General features: G+C 54.3%; 12 protein-coding genes. 10 read left to right on the forward strand and 2 right to left on the reverse strand.

All coding sequences use genetic code 11. The features are described from left to right. Positions 1–84 precede the first annotated feature (84 nt). The gene (locus IPM61_04405; protein ID MBK8910551.1) at positions 85–1,872 is read right to left on the reverse strand and encodes a hypothetical protein; all 1,788 of its coding nucleotides are present in this window, start codon (positions 1,870–1,872) and stop codon (positions 85–87) included. A gap of 363 nt (positions 1,873–2,235) precedes the next feature. Here IPM61_04405 and IPM61_04410 point away from each other — a divergent pair, with 363 nt between their 5' ends. From IPM61_04410 to IPM61_04455, 10 genes are all read left to right on the forward strand, one after another. Beyond that, positions 2,236–3,234, forward strand: coding sequence for an NAD-dependent epimerase/dehydratase family protein (locus IPM61_04410; GenBank protein ID MBK8910552.1), 999 nt, complete (start codon positions 2,236–2,238; stop codon positions 3,232–3,234). Positions 3,235–3,732: 498 nt separating this feature from the next. After that, positions 3,733–5,379, forward strand: coding sequence for a tetratricopeptide repeat protein (locus IPM61_04415; GenBank protein ID MBK8910553.1), 1,647 nt, complete (start codon positions 3,733–3,735; stop codon positions 5,377–5,379). Between the two features lie 726 nt (positions 5,380–6,105). Then, entirely contained in the window at positions 6,106–7,596 is a 1,491-nt protein-coding gene (locus IPM61_04420) for a hypothetical protein (GenBank protein ID MBK8910554.1), read from the forward strand. Continuing rightward, entirely contained in the window at positions 7,596–8,711 is a 1,116-nt protein-coding gene (locus tag IPM61_04425) for a hypothetical protein (protein ID MBK8910555.1), read from the forward strand. The genes IPM61_04420 and IPM61_04425 overlap by 1 nt, the downstream gene beginning before the upstream one ends. Positions 8,712–8,806: 95 nt before the next feature. Continuing rightward, positions 8,807–9,031 carry a hypothetical protein gene (locus IPM61_04430; protein ID MBK8910556.1) on the forward strand — a complete coding sequence of 75 codons (225 nt, stop codon included), beginning with the start codon at positions 8,807–8,809 and terminating at the stop codon, positions 9,029–9,031. A gap of 92 nt (positions 9,032–9,123) precedes the next feature. Beyond that, positions 9,124–10,185, forward strand: a complete 1,062-nt coding sequence (locus IPM61_04435) for a peptidase (GenBank protein ID MBK8910557.1) — start codon at positions 9,124–9,126, stop codon at positions 10,183–10,185. Positions 10,186–10,367: 182 nt separating this feature from the next. Next, positions 10,368–13,175 carry a caspase family protein gene (locus tag IPM61_04440; GenBank protein ID MBK8910558.1) on the forward strand — a complete coding sequence of 936 codons (2,808 nt, stop codon included), beginning with the start codon at positions 10,368–10,370 and terminating at the stop codon, positions 13,173–13,175. Between the two features lie 23 nt (positions 13,176–13,198). Next, on the forward strand, positions 13,199–15,076 hold the full coding sequence (locus IPM61_04445; protein ID MBK8910559.1) for a peptidase M4: 1,878 nt from the start codon (positions 13,199–13,201) through the stop codon (positions 15,074–15,076). Positions 15,077–15,095: 19 nt separating this feature from the next. After that, the gene (locus IPM61_04450) at positions 15,096–16,055 is read left to right on the forward strand and encodes a hypothetical protein (protein MBK8910560.1); all 960 of its coding nucleotides are present in this window, start codon (positions 15,096–15,098) and stop codon (positions 16,053–16,055) included. Between the two features lie 41 nt (positions 16,056–16,096). Beyond that, positions 16,097–16,516, forward strand: coding sequence for a hypothetical protein (locus IPM61_04455; GenBank protein MBK8910561.1), 420 nt, complete (start codon positions 16,097–16,099; stop codon positions 16,514–16,516). Positions 16,517–16,595: 79 nt separating this feature from the next. Here the strand turns inward: IPM61_04455 and IPM61_04460 are convergent, their stop codons facing one another. Continuing rightward, complete coding sequence (locus IPM61_04460; GenBank protein ID MBK8910562.1) at positions 16,596–21,593, reverse strand: hypothetical protein; 4,998 nt, start codon at positions 21,591–21,593, stop codon at positions 16,596–16,598. Between the last annotated feature and the right edge of the window lie 73 nt (positions 21,594–21,666).

The raw sequence follows: 21,666 nt of genomic DNA on the forward strand, positions 1-21,666 counted from the left end.
AATGCACCCGCACAAACCGCACATTACCGAACCACAGAAAGGGATGTGGTGGTAGTTCCTCATATTGGCCTTGTGTGGGATGAGTTAAAATGTCGCATCCCCTTTCCCACCACCTTCACGCCGATAAACGATCTTGCCGTTTTTATTAATGCGTATGGTGACTGGGGTACCCACAACGTTGAAATATGAATACAGATAATTTGCATTCGCAGCAAACACAGATGGGATGATATTGTCTTTCAAATGTTTTTTATAGGAAGTGCTATCCTCCATGGTTACAAACACGATAGTTACATCATTCAATTTTCTATCAAGCTGAAGCTGTTTCATACGCCTTATATTTATCAAGCATGGCTGACAATTAATTGAAGTAAATTCAATAATGATATCTTGTTTGAGTTTCTTTATGTCTATCACTTGTGAATTGGCTAATTCAATTAATGGGAAGTCAATAGGTTGATTCATTTGATAATTTATTGCGTTAGATTTTAGCGAATCCAAGATAGCTGCCACAGTAACACTATCTTTTTTTAGATAGCTTGACAAATCATGGAAAACAGAATCACGAATTTTCAATATATCATAATTCCAATAGTATGCTCTTGCATACCACATTAAAACCGAATCTTTTTGATTATATATTTGATATATTTTTGCACATTGATGTGCTGCAATGCCAGCATTAGTCATATCATTGACTCGCTCCATCACTACATTAGATAAGATGCGCAACGACTTTTCATAATCAGAGCAATACTTATATCCTTCAGCTATTAATAAATAATGAAAATTTCTACGCACATATTGAGAACGATAAGGATCGTTTAATCTATGTGAGTAACTAGGATTAGAAATCAGATCATACAGCTGATTTATTATAGGAAGAAGTATTTTTTGTTTGTCTTTTTGATTTATAAGAACATGAACATATGTCGAAAGAGTTGCAATATCATTATTCAGATTTACAAGTCGTTGTTGACATATTTCAGATACTATTTCTTCATTCCAAGATATCCAAGACAAATCATTCAGCCGATTTCTTGTCCAAGGAGACAATGGATAATTCAAAGCAAACTTTTGCATAATTGAGTTAACATCATAGCCTCTCTTTTCATAAAATCGTACAATCTGATTTAAATATCCGCTAATCAATTCATCATTCATCATTTTTATAGATTTATCATGCAATACTTTTTTTAGATAATAATCGCAAGAATCATGCTCAATTAAAGAATACGCGATAAATTTAACAAAGTCAACATCATTTTTTGCTTTTTGAATTTCATTAATATCATCTATGATATCTTTTTTATTCAGTTGTTGATCTCTCATCAAATAGAACCATTTAATTACATAAGCGATGATATTTTCCGGATACAATTTTCGCTCTGTATTACAATAATATTTCCATGACGAATCGGTGGAATACACAACTGACCACAAAGATGCGTTTTTCACAGGGGTTAACGAATCAGAATCTTCGTTTATCTTGTTCAATACCGCAAATCGCAAACGCGAATATTCATTTTTGATAGAATACTTATCAGATACATTAATTTCGACCCAAGCAAAATTCTTATGAATAGGGACAGAGACAGTACAGGCTTTATTTTGTAGACTGATTGGAATTAAGTGAAAATAAGATGAAGAGTCTATGGAAAGATAAGCCTTGATATGTAAGCATAATTCATTAGTATCGCTTATTGGAGATGGCGAGGTAACAGCAACTTTAACAGTAGAATCTGAAAAAGCATAATCATCTAGGCACTGCAATTTATATTGCAATTCTTCTCCTTGCGGCTCTGGAGAATTACAAGAAAAACAGAGCAAAATTGCTGTCATTATACTAAATAGGATTTGCATTCTCTTCATAGCTATACTGGATGTTAAGATTATGACACAACAGGGCAGAATCTATGTTGGATATTCTGCCCTGTTGTACAATCGTTTTGCATTTACTCAATGGAAATCCGGCATCCAAGATGCTTGCCCACTTGGATGCTTATCAAAAATAACACCAGCATTTAAGGAATCGTCACATTAATTTTTTGTAATCAAATGTCCTATGTAGAGCTTGCCACCCGCAATAGCATTTTTCGAGAACTCTAACCATGTTCGATGATCCACAAACGCATTCATCACTTCCATTCCTCCCTCTTTCTCTCTCTGTAAACTTCCATACTATGCCGCAATGTTTGTTGCAGCGCATGGGGTTGTTGTGGCATCTTGCGCCTTATGCCAACTGCACTTGTTACTGGGGCTTCCGGATTTGTGGGGAGCCATATCTGCGACCAACTTCACCAGCGAGGTTACGCGGTGCGCGTGCTTGCCCGCTCCAGCACCAATCTGCGCTCGGTGGAGCATCTTCCGATTATCCCCGTCCGCGGCGATTTTGCCGACCCGGAATCCCTGAGCGATGCCGTCCGCGATGTTGATTTTATCTACCATGTTGCCGGGGCCACTGCCGCAAAAAATCGCGCCGCTTTTTTTGCCGGAAACCAGCTTGCCACGCGCAACCTGTTGGAAGCCGCGCTTCGGCATACCCCGAACCTCCAGCGGTTCCTTCACGTCAGCAGCCTTGCGGCGGTGGGTCCCGCCCCAGATCTCCATCACCCCGTTGATGAAACCACCCCCTTCCACCCAATCACCACCTACGGCGAAAGCAAAGCCGCTGCCGAGCGGGAGGTGTTCGACCGCATGAGCAAGCTCCCCGCAACCATCGTCCGTCCGCCGGTGGTGTATGGCCCACGCGACGCGGGCACCGGGGCGTTCACCTTTTTTGCGGTGGCGGCAAAAGGGTTGGCTCCGCTGATTGGTTTTGGGGAGAAGAAGGTGAGCCTTGTTCACGTCACGGACCTTGCGCGCGGTTCGGTGGAAGCTGCCGAAAGCCCACGCGCCGCCGGCGAAGCCTACTTCTTAAGCTCGGAGGAATTTTACACGTGGGAGGAAGTTGGGGCAATCACCGCAAGGGTGATGGGGCGGAAACGGGTGCGGCATCTGCGGGTTCCGCACGCGGTGATTCACGTGGCCGCGGCCATCAGCGGGTTTGCGGGTATGTTCCAAAAAAAGCCGACCATTTTCGACCGCGATAAAGGGCGCGACATCACCACCCCCTACTGGATTTGCAGCGTGGAAAAAGCCCGCGAGCATTTTGGATACCGCCAACAAATCCCGCTGGAGCAAGGGATTGCCGAAACCATCGCTTGGTATCGGAAAGAAGGGGTGATTCGGTAAACAAACGCGTGGCGCGGAAACGGGGCTGGGGGGGTGATACCGGATACGGTGAAGCCTACCAGACCGCCACCTCACTTGCCCCCTCCCCGCCTCCCCCAATTCTGGGGGAGGAGCTGGCAGAGGTGGCTTGGAATTCAGAGAGAAAGGGATGAACAGCCGAACCCATTTCCCCCCAGCATTGGGGGGAACGCTTCGTCGCTTGCGGCGAAGCAGGGGGGCGCGGCGGAAACGCATGCGGGGAACTTCGATGGATAACAGAAAGCACTGCTTGTCCGGTGGCTTCCCCGAGGAGAAGAACTGTTTCAGGAGCGTTCGCGGAAAACTTGCGAGAGGGTTAATACCCGGCACAGTGAAGCCTACCAGACCGCCACTTCGCCCCCGCCTCCCACACTTTAATCTTTCTGCGGCACGCTCGGGGCAATGATCTTGCTTCCATGTTTTGCATATTTTTCCCGCCCTGCAACCCGACTCCATTTTTTTGCATCAAGGATATTCGGTATGCCCAAGCATGATGACCTTCTCCATCATCATCGGTATGCGCGCATTGCACAGCTGATGGATCGTGCCCGCCAGGCACTACGCCACACCCCCGATGAAGCCCAATCCTACGCCGAGGAAGCGTTGGCGATTGCCCGCGCCACCAATAACCACCGCCAGCTTGCCAACTGCCTAGAACTTTGCTGCCGGATCTATCTCCAACTTCCACCCCAACCCACACTCCATCCCCTCCTTTCCGAATTGCTTGAACTTTGCACCAAGCTGGAAGATGGCGAAGGGAAGGTGAACGCATTGTTGATGCTTGGGGAATATCAGTGGAAGAAGCAGGAGGTGCGGACGGCAGCCACCAACCTTGCCCAAGCGTTGGAGCTTGCCCGAAGCATTGCCTACGTCGCTGGCGAAACAAACGCGCTGGAACTGCTGGCCCGATTTCACACCGACCTGGGCGACTACGTGGCGGCGTTGGATTGGTCCTTGCAGCTTCTTCAGTTCGTCACCGCCCACGACTCCGCCATGGATATCCACGCTGGCGTTATCAGCAATATTGGCGCGTTGTATGGGGAGATGGGGAACTACCCGGCGGCACTGGCGCAGTTCAGGCAAGCGTTGGCAATGTTCACCGAGTCGGGCAACCTGCTGATGCAGGCACGGATGGCCGGAAACATGGCGGCTTCCTACCACGCCCTCCACCAGAACGACGACGCACTGGCGCAAGGCCTGCGCGCGCTGGCCCTGTACCGAACGCTCGGCATCCCACGCGACACCCCTCGACTGCTGATGACCATCTCTAGCGTGATGGAAGAGCAAGGGGAGTTTGCCGGTGCGTTCGACTATCTGAAGCGCGCCATTGATGGATTGCAGCAGCAGGGTGCCAGCGAAGAGTACGTTGCGGTTCTGCTCAATCTGGGCCGGCTTCATCGCAAAACGGACACCGCGCACCAGGGGGTGTATCTGATTGAGGAAGCCTTGCGAATCGCAGAAGCAAACAACCTGATCCATCTGCAACACCAAGCCCACGAGGCACTTTCCGGAGCGTTCGAGGAGCTTGGCGACACCACCCGGGCACTGCGCCATTACAAGCAATTCACCCAACTTCGCGACCAGCTTCAGAACACCGAGAAGCAGAAGGCAATCGCCACGCTGCAACTCCGTTTCGACGTTGAGCGCGCGCAGCAGGAATTGCAGATACTGCGGCTGCGAAGCGAGCAGATGCAGATCGAGGCGGAGCAGAAGGAGCGCGAGCTACGCGCCATTGCGCTCAGCTTGGTGGAGCGGAATCAGTTGATTGAAGATATCCGCCAGAAGCTGATGCAGATTGCCGGAAGCAACGGCAACGATGGGGCACTGCAACTGCTGATCCGCCAGCTTCACTCCACCACCAACCCCGACGATGCATGGAAGCAATTCGAGGACCAGTTCCAGCAGGTCCACCGTGGCTTCATGCAATCGCTTGCGCAGCACGCCCCCGACCTTAGCAACACCGAGCGAAAGGTCTGCGCGCTGGTTCGTTCCGGGTTCTCCAGCAAGGAGATCGCCAACCTGCTTCACATTGACCACCGCTCGGTGGAGCAATACCGTTTCCGCATCCGCAAGAAGCTGCAACTTCCCACCGAGGTCAACCTCATCACGTACATCGCCGGGTTGTAATTCCATTCTCTCCCACTGATGTAATGGCCACGACAAAGCTGGGGCACCGGTTTTGTCGTGGTTTTGTCGTGGTGCTTTGGCCTGGCCGTCGTGGTAATTTTGCATCCGTGAATGGGGGAACAGAAGATGGGGAGATGAGGAGTGTGAACCCCTGCCGTTCAAGGTAGATGTTGAGCTTGTGGCGGATGAATAGTGGCGGATGTCTGTTTGTGCTTCTTGTTCTTTCTCAACTCTTTCTCATCGCGGCTGTTCCGCCGCTGGCAACCTAATACACCTTAAGGATGCCAGCAGTATTTCCATCCATTATTGGCTGGCGGAGGCTGTTCTATTTCCGAGAAGTACCGCCAAGAGGAGCCCCGGTTGCTGATAGCTCCGCAACCGGGGTGGCGGTAGCGGCCTTTGTGGCGGCTCCTTGCTCACTCACTCTTGCGGCTTACCCCTTCAGACGCGCCGGGTGCACCAACCGGCAACCTTGCATTCTGGCTTCCTGCTCCACCGCTGTGTGTGGCCGGTGCCAGCGGAATGCTTGCGGAACCTCCTGTACCAGAATGATCGCCACGGCAACCGGCGATTGGCGCGGACCACACCATCCATCTGGTCCCGCCACGCCTTGCCACCGATCCACCTGCCACAAGCACCAAGCGGACAACACGCCGCAACGTGGCAATCGGATTTTTGGGTTTCCACATTACTCGACTTTCAAAAAACTTTTATCTCAAGAATGCTATGAAGCAAGCAGCTGACGTTACTCCCACGATTAGCAAGGAATCTTCAAAGGAATTGCTAAAAAAAATCGTTATCACGATTGTTGCGATAGCAGGTTTTACCACTTTTGTCCCCAAAGGAGCCGCAGGGATCGCAGAAACATTCGGATTAGAGTTAGGGCTTGCGTTTCGAATTTTTGCTGGACTCTATTTTTCCTTACCTATGTTGTTGATCGTTTTTTGGAACATAGATTTTGTTATGAAACAACGATCTATAGAACTTGTTCATGAAAAAGGCGAAGAAGATCAATATTATTTGGATTGGTTCAAAACCCGCCTGCCACTGCTTATTTTGATTTCTGTAATATATTTTTGTTTTGTAGTTGCACTACCAATCATTGCCGATGAGCTTGTGACAACAGCTTCCTTAGTAGCAGTTGGGGTTGTTATCTATTACCTTTACATAAAATTTATTTCTTATAAAAAAGCAGATTTATTATTTCATGCACATTTCTTAATAATGTTATTTACTCTTCTGGCTTCTATTGGACTGTATGCGATTCCATGGAGTAAAGATATGCACTACTTGGTGATTGGTAGTGTGATTACCGGGATATTTTGGGTTGGCATTAATGTTCTATGGTTTTCAAAAATTCCTTCAGAGCATCAGCAACCGGGTGGCAATGGCAAACGATTGATTGGTGGGCGCAATTCGTTGCTGTGTGGCATACTATCCCTTACTCTAATTGCTGGCATTTTATGGTGGCCATTGGAATCACTTCGTCCAGCCGCATTTCTCCAATCTGATAGAGTAGTATTTAATGCAAAGAATTCTCAGGATTTTCATAACCTTCTACAAAGTACATTGGTTGATAAGAATGCAACGGGAACAAAGGAAGTGCTTCGTTTTTTTCAGTGGCGTGGGATTGCGCTGTTGCTGATCCCAATGGTTTGCTTGATCCTCTATCGCTACCAATGCCGACGATATGGAACACGGGAACTCTTAGATGGTAAGCAGTATATCAAGCAGGAAGAGATGGCATTACGTGTGAATGCAGTGGATGCTTGGTTAGTGACGCTGACCGCTATGCTCATAATGCTTTTTGAGCCAGCCAAAGACCCTGCAAATGACAAATTTAACCCTGACAAGGCAAACTATTCTGCCGTTATGAATGCACCACAGTGGTATCTACTTAAGGCGGCAATGCAGTTATTTATGAATGTTGACAATAACCAGGATAAAAGCGATATCGAGCAACTTGTTTTGGTAAATACAAATCTGAAAAGGATAATAATAGAGTTAGACTCCATAAATCTAGGTTTAGACTCCATAAATCAAAGGATAAGTACTGCAACTGAGCAATCAAAGCAACAGCATGAAGAAGAAAATAGGATATTAACGTTGATCGGGTATGCAACTGCTGGTAATCAAGGAGGTGATCCAGTTAATTTGGATACGGGGAAAGATAGGTTCGATGCAGCAAATAAACAACACTTTAACTCAAAAAAATGATGAAAAGAATAATACTTTATACGATTGCATTAATTGCAATACATATCACTGCATTACAAGCTCAAGATCCCATTGCAAATTATGACGATCACTTTGTAAAAACAACTCAGGATAGTCTGGATAAATTTATTAAGTCTACGGTGGGATTATCAAAGGATCTATACATCTCAATTGTTGTTGACTCAAACATTATTAATTCTGCTTTAGAATATTTAAATGCATTACCATATCAGGATTCAAAGGAACCATCATTTAATGAGAAAAGAAAATCTATAATTGATCGAGCAAAAAATTTCATTCAATTCAATCGAAAAATAAATTTCCATTGGGGACAAACTAATGGTCGAGTAAGCTACACTCATATTTATTTTCTCCTATACCAATGGAAAGAGATATATGCCGATCTTAAGACTTATGTTATTCCTGAAATTAATATTGATGAGCTTTATGCCATGCGATTGCTTTCGATTGACAATGGAATTAAATACATATCAGAAAGCAGATTACTGAAGGATAGAGATGCCAATAAAGCAGTTGATATGATCATAAAATTACTTGAAGACATTAGCAAGAAACCTAATCAAATAAGCGCACCAGATTATGGACCAACATTCTCCAGCATCAACAACCACCTTAGCAAGATAAGTAGCACTATGGACTCTACTCGTGATCTTACAAGTACAATGGGGCAGAACATTCATGCGATAAAAGAGGAATTGATCAACAGAAAGCCGACTGATTTAACAGTGTATGTAGGGCTTAATGCGGCTTTTTCCGAAAATAACAGTAAGGTCATAACTGAGGCCATAGGAGTCGGTGAAGTTGTGATGAACACCGGGATGTTCATCGGTGGTATTGGATTGGACACACAGGTGCTACCTCGTTTTTTCCTTGGTTGGCATCTTGACAGTGCGAAATGTTGGTCTTTCTTAGGTCAACTTAGTGGGGTTCGTGACACCCTTGTTTCTACTTCCAGCACTGTACTTGGTGGCCGATTTGGTTGTACGATTAAGGATATAGGTACTATTGAAGCTGGGGCCCAAATCCATACATCAACTGGTTCACTACGTTTTTTATTGGGCATAAAAAAAGGAATAGCATCTGCACAATTCTGAGTAGGTTATAGGTGAGATACCTATAGCACGTTACTTAGCTTGCGGCATATTGCATAGTCTAGCAAGTTGCCGAAAACCATTATCAGACGCGCCGGGTGCACCAACCGGCAACCTTGCATTCTGGCTTCCTGCGCCACCGCTGTGTGTGGCTGGTGCCAGCGGAATGCTTGCGGAACCTCCTGTACCATAATGATCGCCACGGCAACCGGCGATTGGCGCGGACCACACCATCCATCTGGCCACGCCACGCCTTGCCACCGATCCACCTGCCACGCGCACCAAGCGGACAACACGCCGCAACGTGGCAATCGGATTTTTGAACCACCAACTGCCGGCCATTCCAACCAGCAGCAACGCAACAATCACTGTATCCATTCTACCACCTTACCACAAGGAAGGGAGGAACACAGCTATGGCAGCCTCAACACGAAAGGGGAAACCTGCATCCGCATCCGCACCAGCACGCCCACACGTCTGCATTGACCGGCTTCCCGCCCACGAACTTGCTCGCCCGCAGCTCACAGTTGGGCGCGGCAACGGGGCGCGTGCGATTATCGTCATCAGCAAGATGTGGCCGAACGGCTCAACGCTTCGGGTGCGATTTATGGGGGGGACCGCCGCCCAGAAAAATCTGGCCCGCCAGCAAGCGCTTTGGTGGACCCAACACGCCAATCTCACCTTTGAATTCAACGACGCACCCGATGCCGAAATCCGCGTGGCATTCAACCCCAACGATGGCGCATGGAGCTACATCGGAACCGACTGCAAGGGGATCCCGCTGAACGAGCCCACGATGAACTTGGGATTTATGAACGGTGGAACCGCCGCCCATGAGTTCGGCCACGCCATTGGGCTTGGGCACGAACACCAAAATCCAAAAGGGGGGATTCAGTGGAACGAGGCGCGAGTAATCCAGGATTTAAGCGGCTCGCCAAACTTCTGGGACGAAGCCACCATCCGCCACAACGTCCTGCGGAAATATGAGAACAACCAGATCCGCGGGACGGCATTTGATGGAGCCTCCATCATGCTCTATTTCTTCCCCGCCGCCTGGACGCTGAACGGTGTGGGAACCCATGAGAACGAAGTGCTGTCGGACCTGGACAAATCGTTCATCGCTTCCTCGCAAGCCTATCCCAAAACCGCCACCACTGCCGGCCCCGCTCCCCTGAAAGTGAACGGCCTGCCGAAGCAAGCATCCATCGGGAAAATTGGGGAAGAGGATCTGTTCAGTTTCAAGGTGACGAAAGCAGGGCGGTACGTGATCGAGACCGGCGGGCCAACCGACATGGTGATGAAACTCTACGGGCCAAACAACCCCACCGCACTGATTGCCGAAGATGACGACAGCGGCGTTGCCCTTAACGCCCGCATCATCGCCACGCTTCTTCCTGGAACCTACCTTGTTCAGATTCGCCACTACAACCTGAGCAACGGAACCGGAAGCTACACCATCAAGGTGCGGAAGTCATAAAAACAATCAGCCGCTTGGCACGCAGCCAAGCGAGGAAACCGTTCCCCGCCGCCCGGGGATACCAAAAGGGATTCAGCGGCCAGCCCACTATGCGATAGCAGATAGGGGCTGGCTGCTGCCCCCCCGCGCGTCGCTTATCGTTCCGTTGCACCTGTCAATGTTCAACTCTAACCATTCTAACTATGCCTCCCCCGTTCAAACAACTACAGCCAAATGAAGTCGCGGCGTTTGTTGAGAACTATCCATTCAGCCGCACAATCACCGATGTGCATCTGCACCACACATGGCGACCCAACCACAGCCAGTACAAAGGGGCCAGCACCATCAAGGCGATGTACGATTATCACACCAACACCAACGGCTGGAGCGACATCGCCCAGCACGCCACCGTTGCCCCCGACGGCACAATCTGGTTGGGAAGGAATTGGAACTCCCCGCCGGCCAGCGCAAGCGGGCATAACGGGTCGGCAGCGTTCGGGCCGTTTATGATTGAGATGATTGGCGACTTCGACAAAGGGCGCGACGTGCTGAAGGACCCGCAGCTGAAATCGGTGCTGGAGCTTATCGCCCGGGTCCAGCTTCGCTTCAAACTTCCGCCGGAAAGCCTGCGGTTCCACAACCAGATGTCGGGGAAAACTTGCCCGGGAAGCAGCGTTGATCGGCAAGCACTGCTGAAGGACCTGAAGGCCCAGATCGCCACGATTACCAAGGCAATGAACGCCCCCGTTTTGCGGGCCAAAGCCCCCTTTTCCCCAGCGACCTTGCAGGTGTGCGACCTGGCACGCCAGCACGGCAATCGCGATTCCGATAACGACCCCGCCAATGCCGAGCTGCAGGAATCGGACAGCACCACCTTGAGTGACCTTTCACCAAATGGGAGCTACGAACCCGCAAACCGCCAGCGTGGCGGGGACGGCACCGAGCTTACCGCCAACACACTGGCGGCACTGCGGCCCCACGTGATCAACCTTACCGGCGGGATGTTTTCCTCCGATGGAATCTTCACCACCACCCCTGGCGATGTTGATGCGATCTTCCAACAGTACCTCCCGCGCGAGCTGGCGGCAAGGTCCGAGGCTGGCCAAGTGCTCCGCATCCTTTTCTACGCCCACGGCGGGTTGGTCAGCGAATCGAACGGGCTGAAGATTGCCGCCCAGCATATCCCGTGGTGGCTGAAGAACGGGGTCTATCCCATCTACTTCGTTTGGGAAACCGGGTTGTTCGAGACGGTTGGCGCGCTGCTGCAACGGATCATCGCCGACATCCTTCCCGGCGGGCGCGGGGCGCGCGACTTGTGGGATTACACCACCGACCCACTTGTGGAACGCGCCGCACGTGCGCTGCAAGGCGTTCACATCTGGGGGGGGATGAAGCATCACGCAGCAATGGCAAGCAGCAGCGGCGGCGGGGCAAACTACACCGCCCAGCAGCTGGGGAAATTCCTTGCGGCCCACAGCGGAACAAGCAAAAAACCGATTGAACTGCACGCCATTGGCCACAGCGCGGGGTCCATCTTCCACTCCCACTTCCTCCCGACCGCGCTGGACGCTGCCAACGGAGCAACCTTCCGCACGGTGCAGTTTATGGCCCCGGCAATTCGGGTGGATGAGTTCCAATCGCGGCTGGCGGGAGTGCTTGGGAAGGGGATTGACCACCTGACCATGTTCACCATGAAAAAGGATTTTGAGCGGGACGACAACTGCATGCATATCTATCGGAAATCGCTCCTGTATTTAATCCATCGCGCCCTTGAACCGGAATCGGAAACGCCAATACTGGGGCTGGAGGAATCGGTCCGCAACAACAGGGAATTGCAACGCCTGTTTGGCCTGGGCGGCACCGCGGGGACCAATGCCGACATCGTCTGGTCCGTTTCCAGCGAATCGGGCGCAACCACCCACGGCGGCTTCGACGACGACGCGCCAACCATGGAAAGCATCCTGCGCCGCATCACCGGAACCGACTCAATCAGCCAGCCATTCCCGGTCAGCCGTGGGTTTGGCGACAAGGACCTTCGCTCCTGGGAAGGGCAAGTAGATTGGCCCGAAGGGTTGCGGATGGCCGAGCAAAGCATTGCTCCATCCTCACCTCCATCATCATCATCGTCATCATATTCTTCGCAAGCTGCCGTGGCGGCTTCGGCAATTATCGTCCCCCATGCTGCTGGCACTGGGAAACGCCGTGGCTTGTGTGTGGGGATCAACCATTACGGCGGCAACAACCAACTGTACGGCTGCGTTGCCGATGCCAAACGTTGGAAACAGGTGCTGGAATCCTTAGGCTTCCAGATAGATCTGCTGACCGATTGGTCCGCCACGCGCCAGGGGATTTTGTCCAGCCTTCAACAGCTTGTGGCGGTCAGCCAGCCGGGGGATGTGATAGTGTTCCAGTATGCCGGGCACGGGACCCAATTGCACGACGTTGACGGCGACGAAGCAACGCAAGACGAGCGCGACAACTTGGATGAAGCCCTTGTCCCGATTGATTTCGACCAATCCGCTTGCATCCTTGATGACGACATCGCCGCAATCACCGCCGCCCTGCCGGAGAGGGTAAACCTCACCAGCTTTATTGACTGCTGCCACTCCGGCACCGCCACCCGAATGCTGATGGGGGGCACGCACGCCGCACGCAACACCGCCAACTACCGCGCACGCTACATGGTGGCAACGCCGGCAATGGAGGATATCAATCGGGAGTTCCACAGCCAAAAAGCGGCGCGGGGAATACGAAGCCGAAGCACGGCCACGGCACAACGGGACATCCTGTTCAGCGCCTGCAGCTCGCGCCAGACAGCAAAGGAGCATGGGGCGCAAGGGGATTTCACGTTGGCAGCAACGCAGGTGCTTTCCACGCTGGGGACCGGAATCAGCAACGATGAATTTCTGCGGCGGACCACCAGCAGCTTCTCCGGCTGGGATGACCAAACCCCCGAACTGTGGTGCAATGATCTTTTCAAACATCGTTCGCTGCTGGCCCCTTTCCCCTGAACCAACGGTAGCACGGAACGCCAATGAACAAGCAACAACAACAAAGTACCCAGGCTGCGGGCTGCGACTTCAGCTTGGGTGAGCGTGTGACCCGCGCGGCGTATGCCCGCCCGTACAAACCGAAGCAGGGCGAGGCCAGGCACCGCCCGCTCCGCATCTACACGCTGGACCCGTCGGCCTCGCGGTTGGACGGGGCCATTGCCACGGTCAACGTCCCGTACGAGAAGTTGAAACCGGGTCCCAAAGGGAAGCTGTTTCTGGTGGAGGACCGCAACGACACCACCAACGAGCAGTACGAGCCTGCGGATTTGAACGACCGGCATCAGCTTATCACCGATGGCTTCCCCCCTTCGCTCTCGGACCCACGATTCCACCAGCAAATGGTGTATGCCGTCTGCAGCCTTGTCCACTCGGCATTCCGGCGGGCATTGGGGCGCGACATCGCTTGGGGATACCGCGTGGCGCAAGAAGGGGAAGCCCCGGGGAACCCCGATCCCGCACGGCTGCGGATTCGGCCCCACGCCTTCGAGGATGCCAACGCTTACTACGACCAGGACAACGGCGAGCTGGCGTTCGGATACTTTCGGGCGGGGGAGGATTCCGACGATCTTCCTGGCGGCATCATCTTCACCGCGCTCTCGCACGACATCATTGCGCACGAGGTGACGCACGCCCTGCTGGATGGCCTGCGGGCGCATTTCTTCTTCCCCAGCAACCGCGACGTTCCCGCCTTCCACGAAGCCTTTGCCGACTTGGTGGCGGTCTTCCAACATTTCACCTACCGTGAGGTGCTGACGCAGGCGTTGAAAAAATCGGGGGGGAAGCTGGAGCAAGCAAAATTCCTGACCGGGATTGCCGGGCAGTTCGGGCGGGCAATTAATGGGAAGACTTCGCTCCGCACCGCCATTGATTTTAGCGAGCAAACGCCCGACGGAATGGCGCACCAACCACGCCGCTACGCCGAGGCCGCCACCGAAGCGCACGAGCTTGGATCGGTGCTGGTGGCGGCGGTGTTCGAAGTGTTCCTGGTGCTGTTCAAACGGAAGACCGACCGCTACTTGCTGCTGGCAACCAACGGCAGCGGAATCCTTCCCGCCGGGCAAATCCCTTACTACCTGATTGATGTGCTGGCCGAAGAAGCCAGCGACCTTGCCACCCAAATTCAAACCATGTGCATTCGGGCGATTGACCTTTGCCCGCCGGTGGATATTGAGTTCGGCGACTTCCTTCGCGCCGTCATCACTGCCGACTGCGACCTGACACCGGACGACCCCTGGGCCTACCGCGAGGCATGGATTACGGCGTTCCGGCGGCGCGGAATCTACCCGGAAGGGTTGGAGAGTTTGTCGGAGGAAACCTTGTGCTGGAAGGAGCCACGCCAGAAAGTTCCCCCGGTTGAAGACCTCAGCTTTTCCGCAATGCGTTTCGATGGCGACCCAAGCCGGCCAGCAGGGGTGGCGGAGTTGGAGCGGCAAGCGCGAGCGATTGGAGCGTTGGTGACGCAGCCCGCGTTGATGGAGGAATTTGGAATAGTTGCCCCTGGCGACCCACGGATTGGCAACGACACCGTCACGATTCCAAGCGTGGAATCGGTGCGGCTTGCGCGGCGCGCCGGACCCGATGGAGTGATCGTCTTCGACCTTGTTGCCGAAGTGACGCAATGCCGCACCGTCAACGATCCCGAAGGGCCATGGGAATTTTACGGCGGCGCAACCATCATCCTTGATCCCTCCGGAAGAATCCGCTACGTCATCTCCAAAAGTATTGCCAGCGAACGCCGGCTGGAGCGCGCACGTGCGTACGCAAAAAACTCGGACCTATGGCATCTGCACAACGGCAAGCGCGTGCCAAAAAGCGGAATGGTGAAGGCATTGCACGCCGAAAAAAGGAAGAAGAAATAACCGCAACCAGGGCAACTTCATGGGCAAGCAACTAACCATCAATAACGTTGGATTGATTGTGGCGGGCGGGGCGCTGGCCGTGGTGGCCATTAACGAGCTGCATCCCCTGCACAGCAACAGCATCTACTTGCTACTGGCGGCTGGGGTTGGGGCCATTCTTCCCCACCTCAGTTCTTTCAAGGCTGGCGGGGTGGAGGTGACGCTGCGGGAGATAGAGAACCGCGTGCAAGAGGTGAAGAAAACGATGACGGAGAACCGAGAACGAAATCAATCGGCGCAAGCGGATATTCAGAATCGCATCAACGATGTGGCAGCCGAAGCAGCATCGGCGCAAGCGGATATTCAGAATCGCATCAACGATGTGGCAGCCGAAGCAGCGCGAGCGGTCAAGCGGGAAGCGCGATTAGTGTGGGAAGTTGGCGGGGTCCCGGGCGGAGCGCAAAAAGTGAGGCAGAGGTCCTTCGCCCCGGCAAACATCGAAGCAACCGCGCCAAAAACCGAAGCAGAGGAAGCCCCCGCAACGGACGCACCCACGGAACAGGAGCCAGCCTCGGCGACCACAGATGATGCCGCCTTGCTGCAGTTGGTGCGGAGCCTAAAGGTTCCGAAGAATCTTGACGACGACGACGACACTTGGGCGTTGGTAGATGAGTTCAAGGACCTTCCGGCGGCCAACAGCACTCGCGCACTTACCGCCGAAGTTACTCCCGACAGCGATGATCCCGACTGGTATCGGGTTCGCATCACGCTGGCTCCGGTTGGTTCCGGCGCGCCGATTGTTGGTCGGGTCTATTTTTTGATCCATCACACCTTCCCCAAAAACAAAGTTCCCGCTGTTGCCAGCAATGGCACGGCCACGCTGGAACGCTACGCCTACGGAGCCTTCACCGTAGTTGCCCTTGCCGACGGCGGCAACACCAAACTGAAATTGGATTTAGCACAACTACCAAACCTGCCGAAGGAGTTTGCGGAGGGGTGAGCAGGCCATTACTCTTAACCGTATCAGGAGGAGGAACTGCTATGCTGGACTTTGATCTTATCTCAAGCATCGCTCCAATCCTTGCTGCTCTTGCAGCAGCAAATGAGCGACTTGTGGAGGCACTGAAGAGTATGATTCCAGGGTTGGGGGTGGACCCACGGATGGGATCAACAATCACACAAACCCAGGAAGAGAAGAACAGCACCCGCGAAGGATGGATTGGGTTGCTGAGCATCGCGACCGGAATACTTACGGCATGGTTAGCAATCGGTGCCGAAGCATTCCCAAAGGGAACACCCGTTAATAGTTGGTCCCCGTTCTTGTATGGCCTACTTATCGCTGGCGGTTCGCGGCTTTGGAACCCGATCATCGAGTACATAAACGCGATAAAGAAGAGTAAAAACGAGGCCGCTGCGCAGCAACGGGCACAAACGCCCCGGACACCAACACCACAGGCATAATCCTATCGGCATTTCAACAGCGCGTTTTGCTGCAACAGCCCCAACCTTCCACGGTTGGGGCTGTTTGTTTTCCATTGCTTTACGCTGCCGCAAATGCTCGGCGGTACTCCATCCACTCTGGTTGCTCGATCACCTCTTTCAGCTTTGGTGGGGGCGGATCCACGAATTCCTTGCGGACGGTAAGGGTGAAGCTCTTGCTGAAAAACAGAATCTCCACTTTTACCGTGACGCTGGCTTCCCCCCAGACGCGATCCGGCGGGCCGCTCTCCCACGTTAGGCCCAGATAGAACTCCACCGAAATCGTGATCAGCCCCAGAATGCTTAGCTCCCCATTGGCCCGAACGTACCCCGTCAGCGAGATTTTCTCCTCCCCATTCTTCATTTCCATCTTGAAGTAAATCCCCGCCATTACCGAGACCGATCCGCTGGCTACGCCGATATTCATCGAGGCACAAACGCCGAACTCCAACGCGGCCTCCATCAGCTCAAGGCCATCCATCCCAAGCTCGATGGCGAAGAATCCGCCGCCGCCGAAAATGTACACCGTCAGGCGGAACGGGCTTTCCCGCTCGCAGAAATGGAAACGGAAGCGGACCGGGTCCCCGGTGAACGGAAGGGTCAGCGTCGCGCCCAGGTTGATGTTCATCAGGCTGAACGCGCCAACGGCAACGTCGGGCAACCCGATGTTCACCGTCAGCAGCAGCCCCGTTGGCTGGATGTCAATGCTGAACATATCGCCGAACTTCAGGAACTCCTTCAGCTCGTTGACAAACCCCAGCGGCCCGCCGAACTCCACCGCTTTGATCTTTGGATCCACGTTCATCTTCGCCCCGCTGTCGGCGCTGAACTTCACCAGATCGAAGCTGATGGTGATGATCTCGAACAGGTCAATCGCGAAGTTTTTCAGATAGGCGTTGACGGCAAAGCTGGGCGCTTTCCCCGTCAGCGGAACGGTGGTGATTGCCGTCAGCGAGAAGGTGTCCTTCTTGTCCCCCTTCACCAAAAACGGCCCGAACGAATCCACCTCGGGGTCCCATTTGAAGATGATCTGAATCTCCTTCGGAATCCGGTTGATTGCTTCCTCGGCAGCCTCGGCGGCCTTCGATGCCGCGTCAATGGCCGACTCCGCTTCGTAGATAATTTGCGAGAGGAATGCCGGAACCGGAGACTTGGGAAGCATGGCCAACAGTTCGGAGGTGGCTTGTTTTCCGGCTTTCACCAACTCATCTTCCAGCGTGTTCTTCAGCGTCTCCATGCTAAGGTCGAACCCGGTGACGGCTTTGACGATGTCCATCAGCGAGATTCCGCCAAGCAGGTCCACATCCAACCCGGCAAAGAATTGCGCGGGGTCGAACGCCCCTTTTGCCATCGAAGCAAGGTCCCCGCTGACCGGCCCGGCCAGCCGCGACAACCCGCTGATGTTCATGTTGGGCGCGGCCAATCCGCCAACTTTTTCGGTCCCCGCGCCCGCGCCGCCAAACACCATTCCCACCACCGATTTCAGCTTTGCAAACACCTGCCCGCTGTTCCCGTTCGGGTCCCCCGCCGCGCCGCTGAATCCGTTCTTGATGTAGGTTTCGGGATACTCAATCGGGACCGCGCCACCAAGCCCCGCAATCGCTTTCACCGACTCCATCTCCACTTCCGACTCCTTCATCACCGGATAAAACCGGGGCTGATCGTTTTGCTGGAGCGAGAGTTGGGAAAGCTCCGAAACCGGAGGGACGTACGCCGTGAACGTCAGCGTCTGGACGGTGAAGGCGGTGTCGCCCGATTTTTTGGGGGAAGCAAAGGCGATGGTCTGCCCCCGCATCTCGCGGCGGCTGCGGTCGGTTTTGCTGCCAAGATTGACCGTGGCGGCGGCAAGGGTGGCGGGGTCGTAGGCAACGGAGTTCTCGATGAAAATTGCTGGCGAGGTGAACTCGATGTTCCTCCCCTCCCAGTCGCTTCCAATCAGGTGGAACTGGAACGGCTTGGCCGAAACATTCGGCCAGAATGCCGACTGCCCTTTGTTGGACCCGTTCACCACCACCGCGTCGCTGCTTGGTTCCTCAAGGTTCGGCGTCACCAGCGTGGTGATCCGAAGGCGGCGGAAGGGGAAGTCGCGCGCGTCGTTCTTTTGGCCAAATGCTGGATACTCCTTCTCCGGCTGGCGAACCACGATGTACATCCGCTGGCGCAGATAGGCCGTCATGTAGTTGCCGGTTGCGTGGAACTTCCGCTCGGTAACTTTTATCAGGCTTGCGCGGTGGCCAAACGGAAACAGGAAGCCTTTATACACCACCCGCACGTAATGGTCTCGCCCCATTGTTGCGCGGTGCCGCCACTCCTCCACCGATAGCGGCGGGTTGGCGATTGGCACATCCCACCCGCCACGGACGTTCATCCACGCGCCAAGCGAGCTAAGCATCAGCCGGTCCACGCGGACCACGCGCTCGTCGGTGTCGGGAAGGGTGAAGTCGCTGGTGAGCTTCACCAGCTCGTCGCGGTCGAAGGCATCCAGCGACATTCGGAAGGGGTTGCGGATGGAGCTTTCAATGGTGATGGGATCGCTGGGGTTGTAGTGTGGTGCGTGCCCCCCTTTCACGTAATCGGGCGACCACACCGCGCGCACGGTCCGGTAGTAATCGGAATCTTCATCCACCCAAGCCTTGTTTTTGCTGGAACGCATCACCCCAAGCCGCGTGTGCCACAGCTCGGTCCGCTCGCTGCTTCCGTTGGTTGCTGGGTTGGTGGTGGGAAGCGTCACCGGACCTTGCAGGTGCGCCCAGCCGCCAAAACGATTTGGCGAAAGGATCAGCCGGTACGGGGTCTCCAGCGCGGTCTCCGTCAGCAACGGCTCGCGGATGCCGAAGTACGCGCCAAGCTCTGCCGACCAGCTAAGCCCCATATCCATGCTTAGATAGCCGTAGAATTCATCATCGCCACCGCTCTTCTTCCGTGCTTTCGGTTTCTGTGCTGTTGTGGCCGCCGCCTGCTGAGCTTTTTCGCTGTTCAGCCCGCCAGATTTTGCGATTTCGTTGGCGACCTTCTGCTGCATTCCGTCATCAATCTGCACCTCGGCATTCAGCTTCTTTTTCACGCTGATGGCGTTGGCCGATTTTGCCGAACGTGCCTTCCCTTTGTAGGTGATTTGGTCAAAGTCTTTCGGGGCAACCGTTCCAGCTTTCACCCCCCCGCCGCCAAGCAACACTTGCGGCGGTGGCGGTGGCGGCGGCAGCGCAACCCAGGGAAGGCTTGGCTCCAACCGTGACCAATCCAGCAGTGCCTCCAGCGTGTAGGGAATGGTGGTGATCTCCTTCGGGATCAAAAATGCAAGGCGGCTGGGGCCGGCGATTCGGGCTTTTACCGGAGGCGGCGTTGGAGGTTCGCCACTGCCTGCGGGGGGATACCCCGCATCGTTCGCGCCGATTGGGCTGCCGTCGCTCTTCTTGGCGGGGGCGTAGTTCTCCTCGTTCGAAGTCTCGAAGAAGGCTTGCTCGGCAATGTTCTGCGGCGGGAAGTGGACCACCAAGTAGGCGGCTTTGTCGCCATCGGCACGCACCAGGAAATTCCCCGACCCCTCGCGGTATTGCAACGCAAGGTTCACGAACTCGAACCGCAGCACCAGCAGGTCCTTCGGGCGAACAACGGAGACGGTGAGGTTGGCCGGAAACGGGTTGGGGCTTGTTGGCTGGACCTTATCCCCATCCGGTGTTCCCGGGAGAAGCATTTTGAGTTTATCGGCATTCTTCGCCGCTTCGTCCATCCCCTTTGTGCCGATGGTGATGTCGCCCGGCTTGGTAATCACCGGCGCTTTCGGGACCACAAACGTGGTGTCGGGCATCAGGTTCAATCGGGAGCCTTCGGGGAGGAAGGAGGGGTCGGCAATCGCGCCCGGCATTGGGGCATGGAACCGCCGCAGCGCGGGGGCAATCTCCATCCGTTCGGCGCGCCCGTTCGCTTCGGTGATTTCCAGCGGAGGAAGATGTTCGGCATCGGCCACCTCAAGGCTAACGCCGTCGCGGTGAAGCCAAAGGGGGGATTGCGGGTATCGGCCAATCAGGGCCTGGTGCCGGGTTCCGTCGGACCCGAACGCCACGGCATACGCTGCCGACCGCACCGGAAGCTGGAACGGATTGCCGTTGCGGTCCACGCCAAACCCGGTGGCAACAGCAATCGAAGGTCCATCGCCAAGATGCTCCGCAAGAAGTGCGTGGCGTGTGTTCCGCGCGCGGCTTTCGCCAGCCTCGATCGTCAGGCGGTCGAACGTGTTTTGGGCGGCAGCGTTCCAGCGGGTCCCAATCGCAATGGCCGGAAGGAAAGCCCAGGTCCGTTGGCCACGTTCCATCACCAGCTTTGTTCGGCGGGCAACCGGTTCATCAATCAGGCTTGGCGCGGCTGGGTCCATCAGTTGCAGCGTAAGCCCGTCGGCCATTGTTTGCGATTCCCCTTCGGTGTTGAAGTGGCTGATCTCCACAACTCCATCCCCCTGCAACGCAAGGCTCCAATCGGGCGCGAACGTTGCGTGGGCTTTGCCGCGCAGCACCGCGGCGGCATCGGCAACGGCCTGGCCGTCGGGGAACTCCACCTGCGACTCCGCACGGCTCATCCCAAGCAGCCAGCGTTCAAAAGGGAAGTCGGCGTGGAAGTTGCCAAGCTCCATCCGTAGCGTGGCGCGGCATCCAAAAAGGCCGCGGCGGATGGTCAGGTGAAGATTGGCGGGAAGGGTGGTGCCGGGGAATCGCGCATCGTGCAACCCCACGGTAATGGCGGCACTGGTGCGGGTTACGGAAAGTTTTGGGAACCCGCCAAACCGCTGCGTGTTAATCTCCCAACGAACTTTTCCCCCCAGCAAAAACGCCACGCGCTTGCGGCCACCCACCATCTCCAAATCGCCCAGCAACGACGGGGCAACCGTGCCTGCCGCTGGCGCAATGCCAATCGCAGCAAGTCCCGCCATTTTCACCACTTGCCGCCGCGTCACCGCCGGTCCCCCGGGCCGGAACAACGCATTGCCAGAGAACGGCGCGCCCCCCGCAGGGTGGGCTGCTTGTGTGGTCCGAAGCGTGGGAAGATTCAGGCGGATCGGTTTCATTGGTGTTGCGGAAAAATGTGTTCGTCGGTGCTGGCGGAATTGGCTGCCGCAGGAAGAACTCTTGTTCAAGAAA

This window comes from Chlorobiota bacterium (assembly GCA_016710285.1).
Lineage (GTDB): Bacteria > Bacteroidota > Ignavibacteria > OLB7 > OLB7 > OLB7.

Coding starts and splice junctions, on each gene's coding strand:
- IPM61_04435 (MBK8910557.1), top strand. CDS start 9,124: ATGGCAGCCTCAACACGAAAGGGGAAACCTGCATCCGCATCCGCACCA.
- IPM61_04420 (MBK8910554.1), top strand. CDS start 6,106: ATGAAGCAAGCAGCTGACGTTACTCCCACGATTAGCAAGGAATCTTCA.
- IPM61_04450 (MBK8910560.1), top strand. CDS start 15,096: ATGGGCAAGCAACTAACCATCAATAACGTTGGATTGATTGTGGCGGGC.
- IPM61_04445 (MBK8910559.1), top strand. CDS start 13,199: ATGAACAAGCAACAACAACAAAGTACCCAGGCTGCGGGCTGCGACTTC.
- IPM61_04460 (MBK8910562.1), bottom strand. CDS start 21,593: ATGAAACCGATCCGCCTGAATCTTCCCACGCTTCGGACCACACAAGCA.
- IPM61_04415 (MBK8910553.1), top strand. CDS start 3,733: ATGCCCAAGCATGATGACCTTCTCCATCATCATCGGTATGCGCGCATT.
- IPM61_04440 (MBK8910558.1), top strand. CDS start 10,368: ATGCCTCCCCCGTTCAAACAACTACAGCCAAATGAAGTCGCGGCGTTT.
- IPM61_04410 (MBK8910552.1), top strand. CDS start 2,236: ATGCCAACTGCACTTGTTACTGGGGCTTCCGGATTTGTGGGGAGCCAT.
- IPM61_04425 (MBK8910555.1), top strand. CDS start 7,596: ATGAAAAGAATAATACTTTATACGATTGCATTAATTGCAATACATATC.
- IPM61_04455 (MBK8910561.1), top strand. CDS start 16,097: ATGCTGGACTTTGATCTTATCTCAAGCATCGCTCCAATCCTTGCTGCT.
- IPM61_04405 (MBK8910551.1), bottom strand. CDS start 1,872: ATGAAGAGAATGCAAATCCTATTTAGTATAATGACAGCAATTTTGCTC.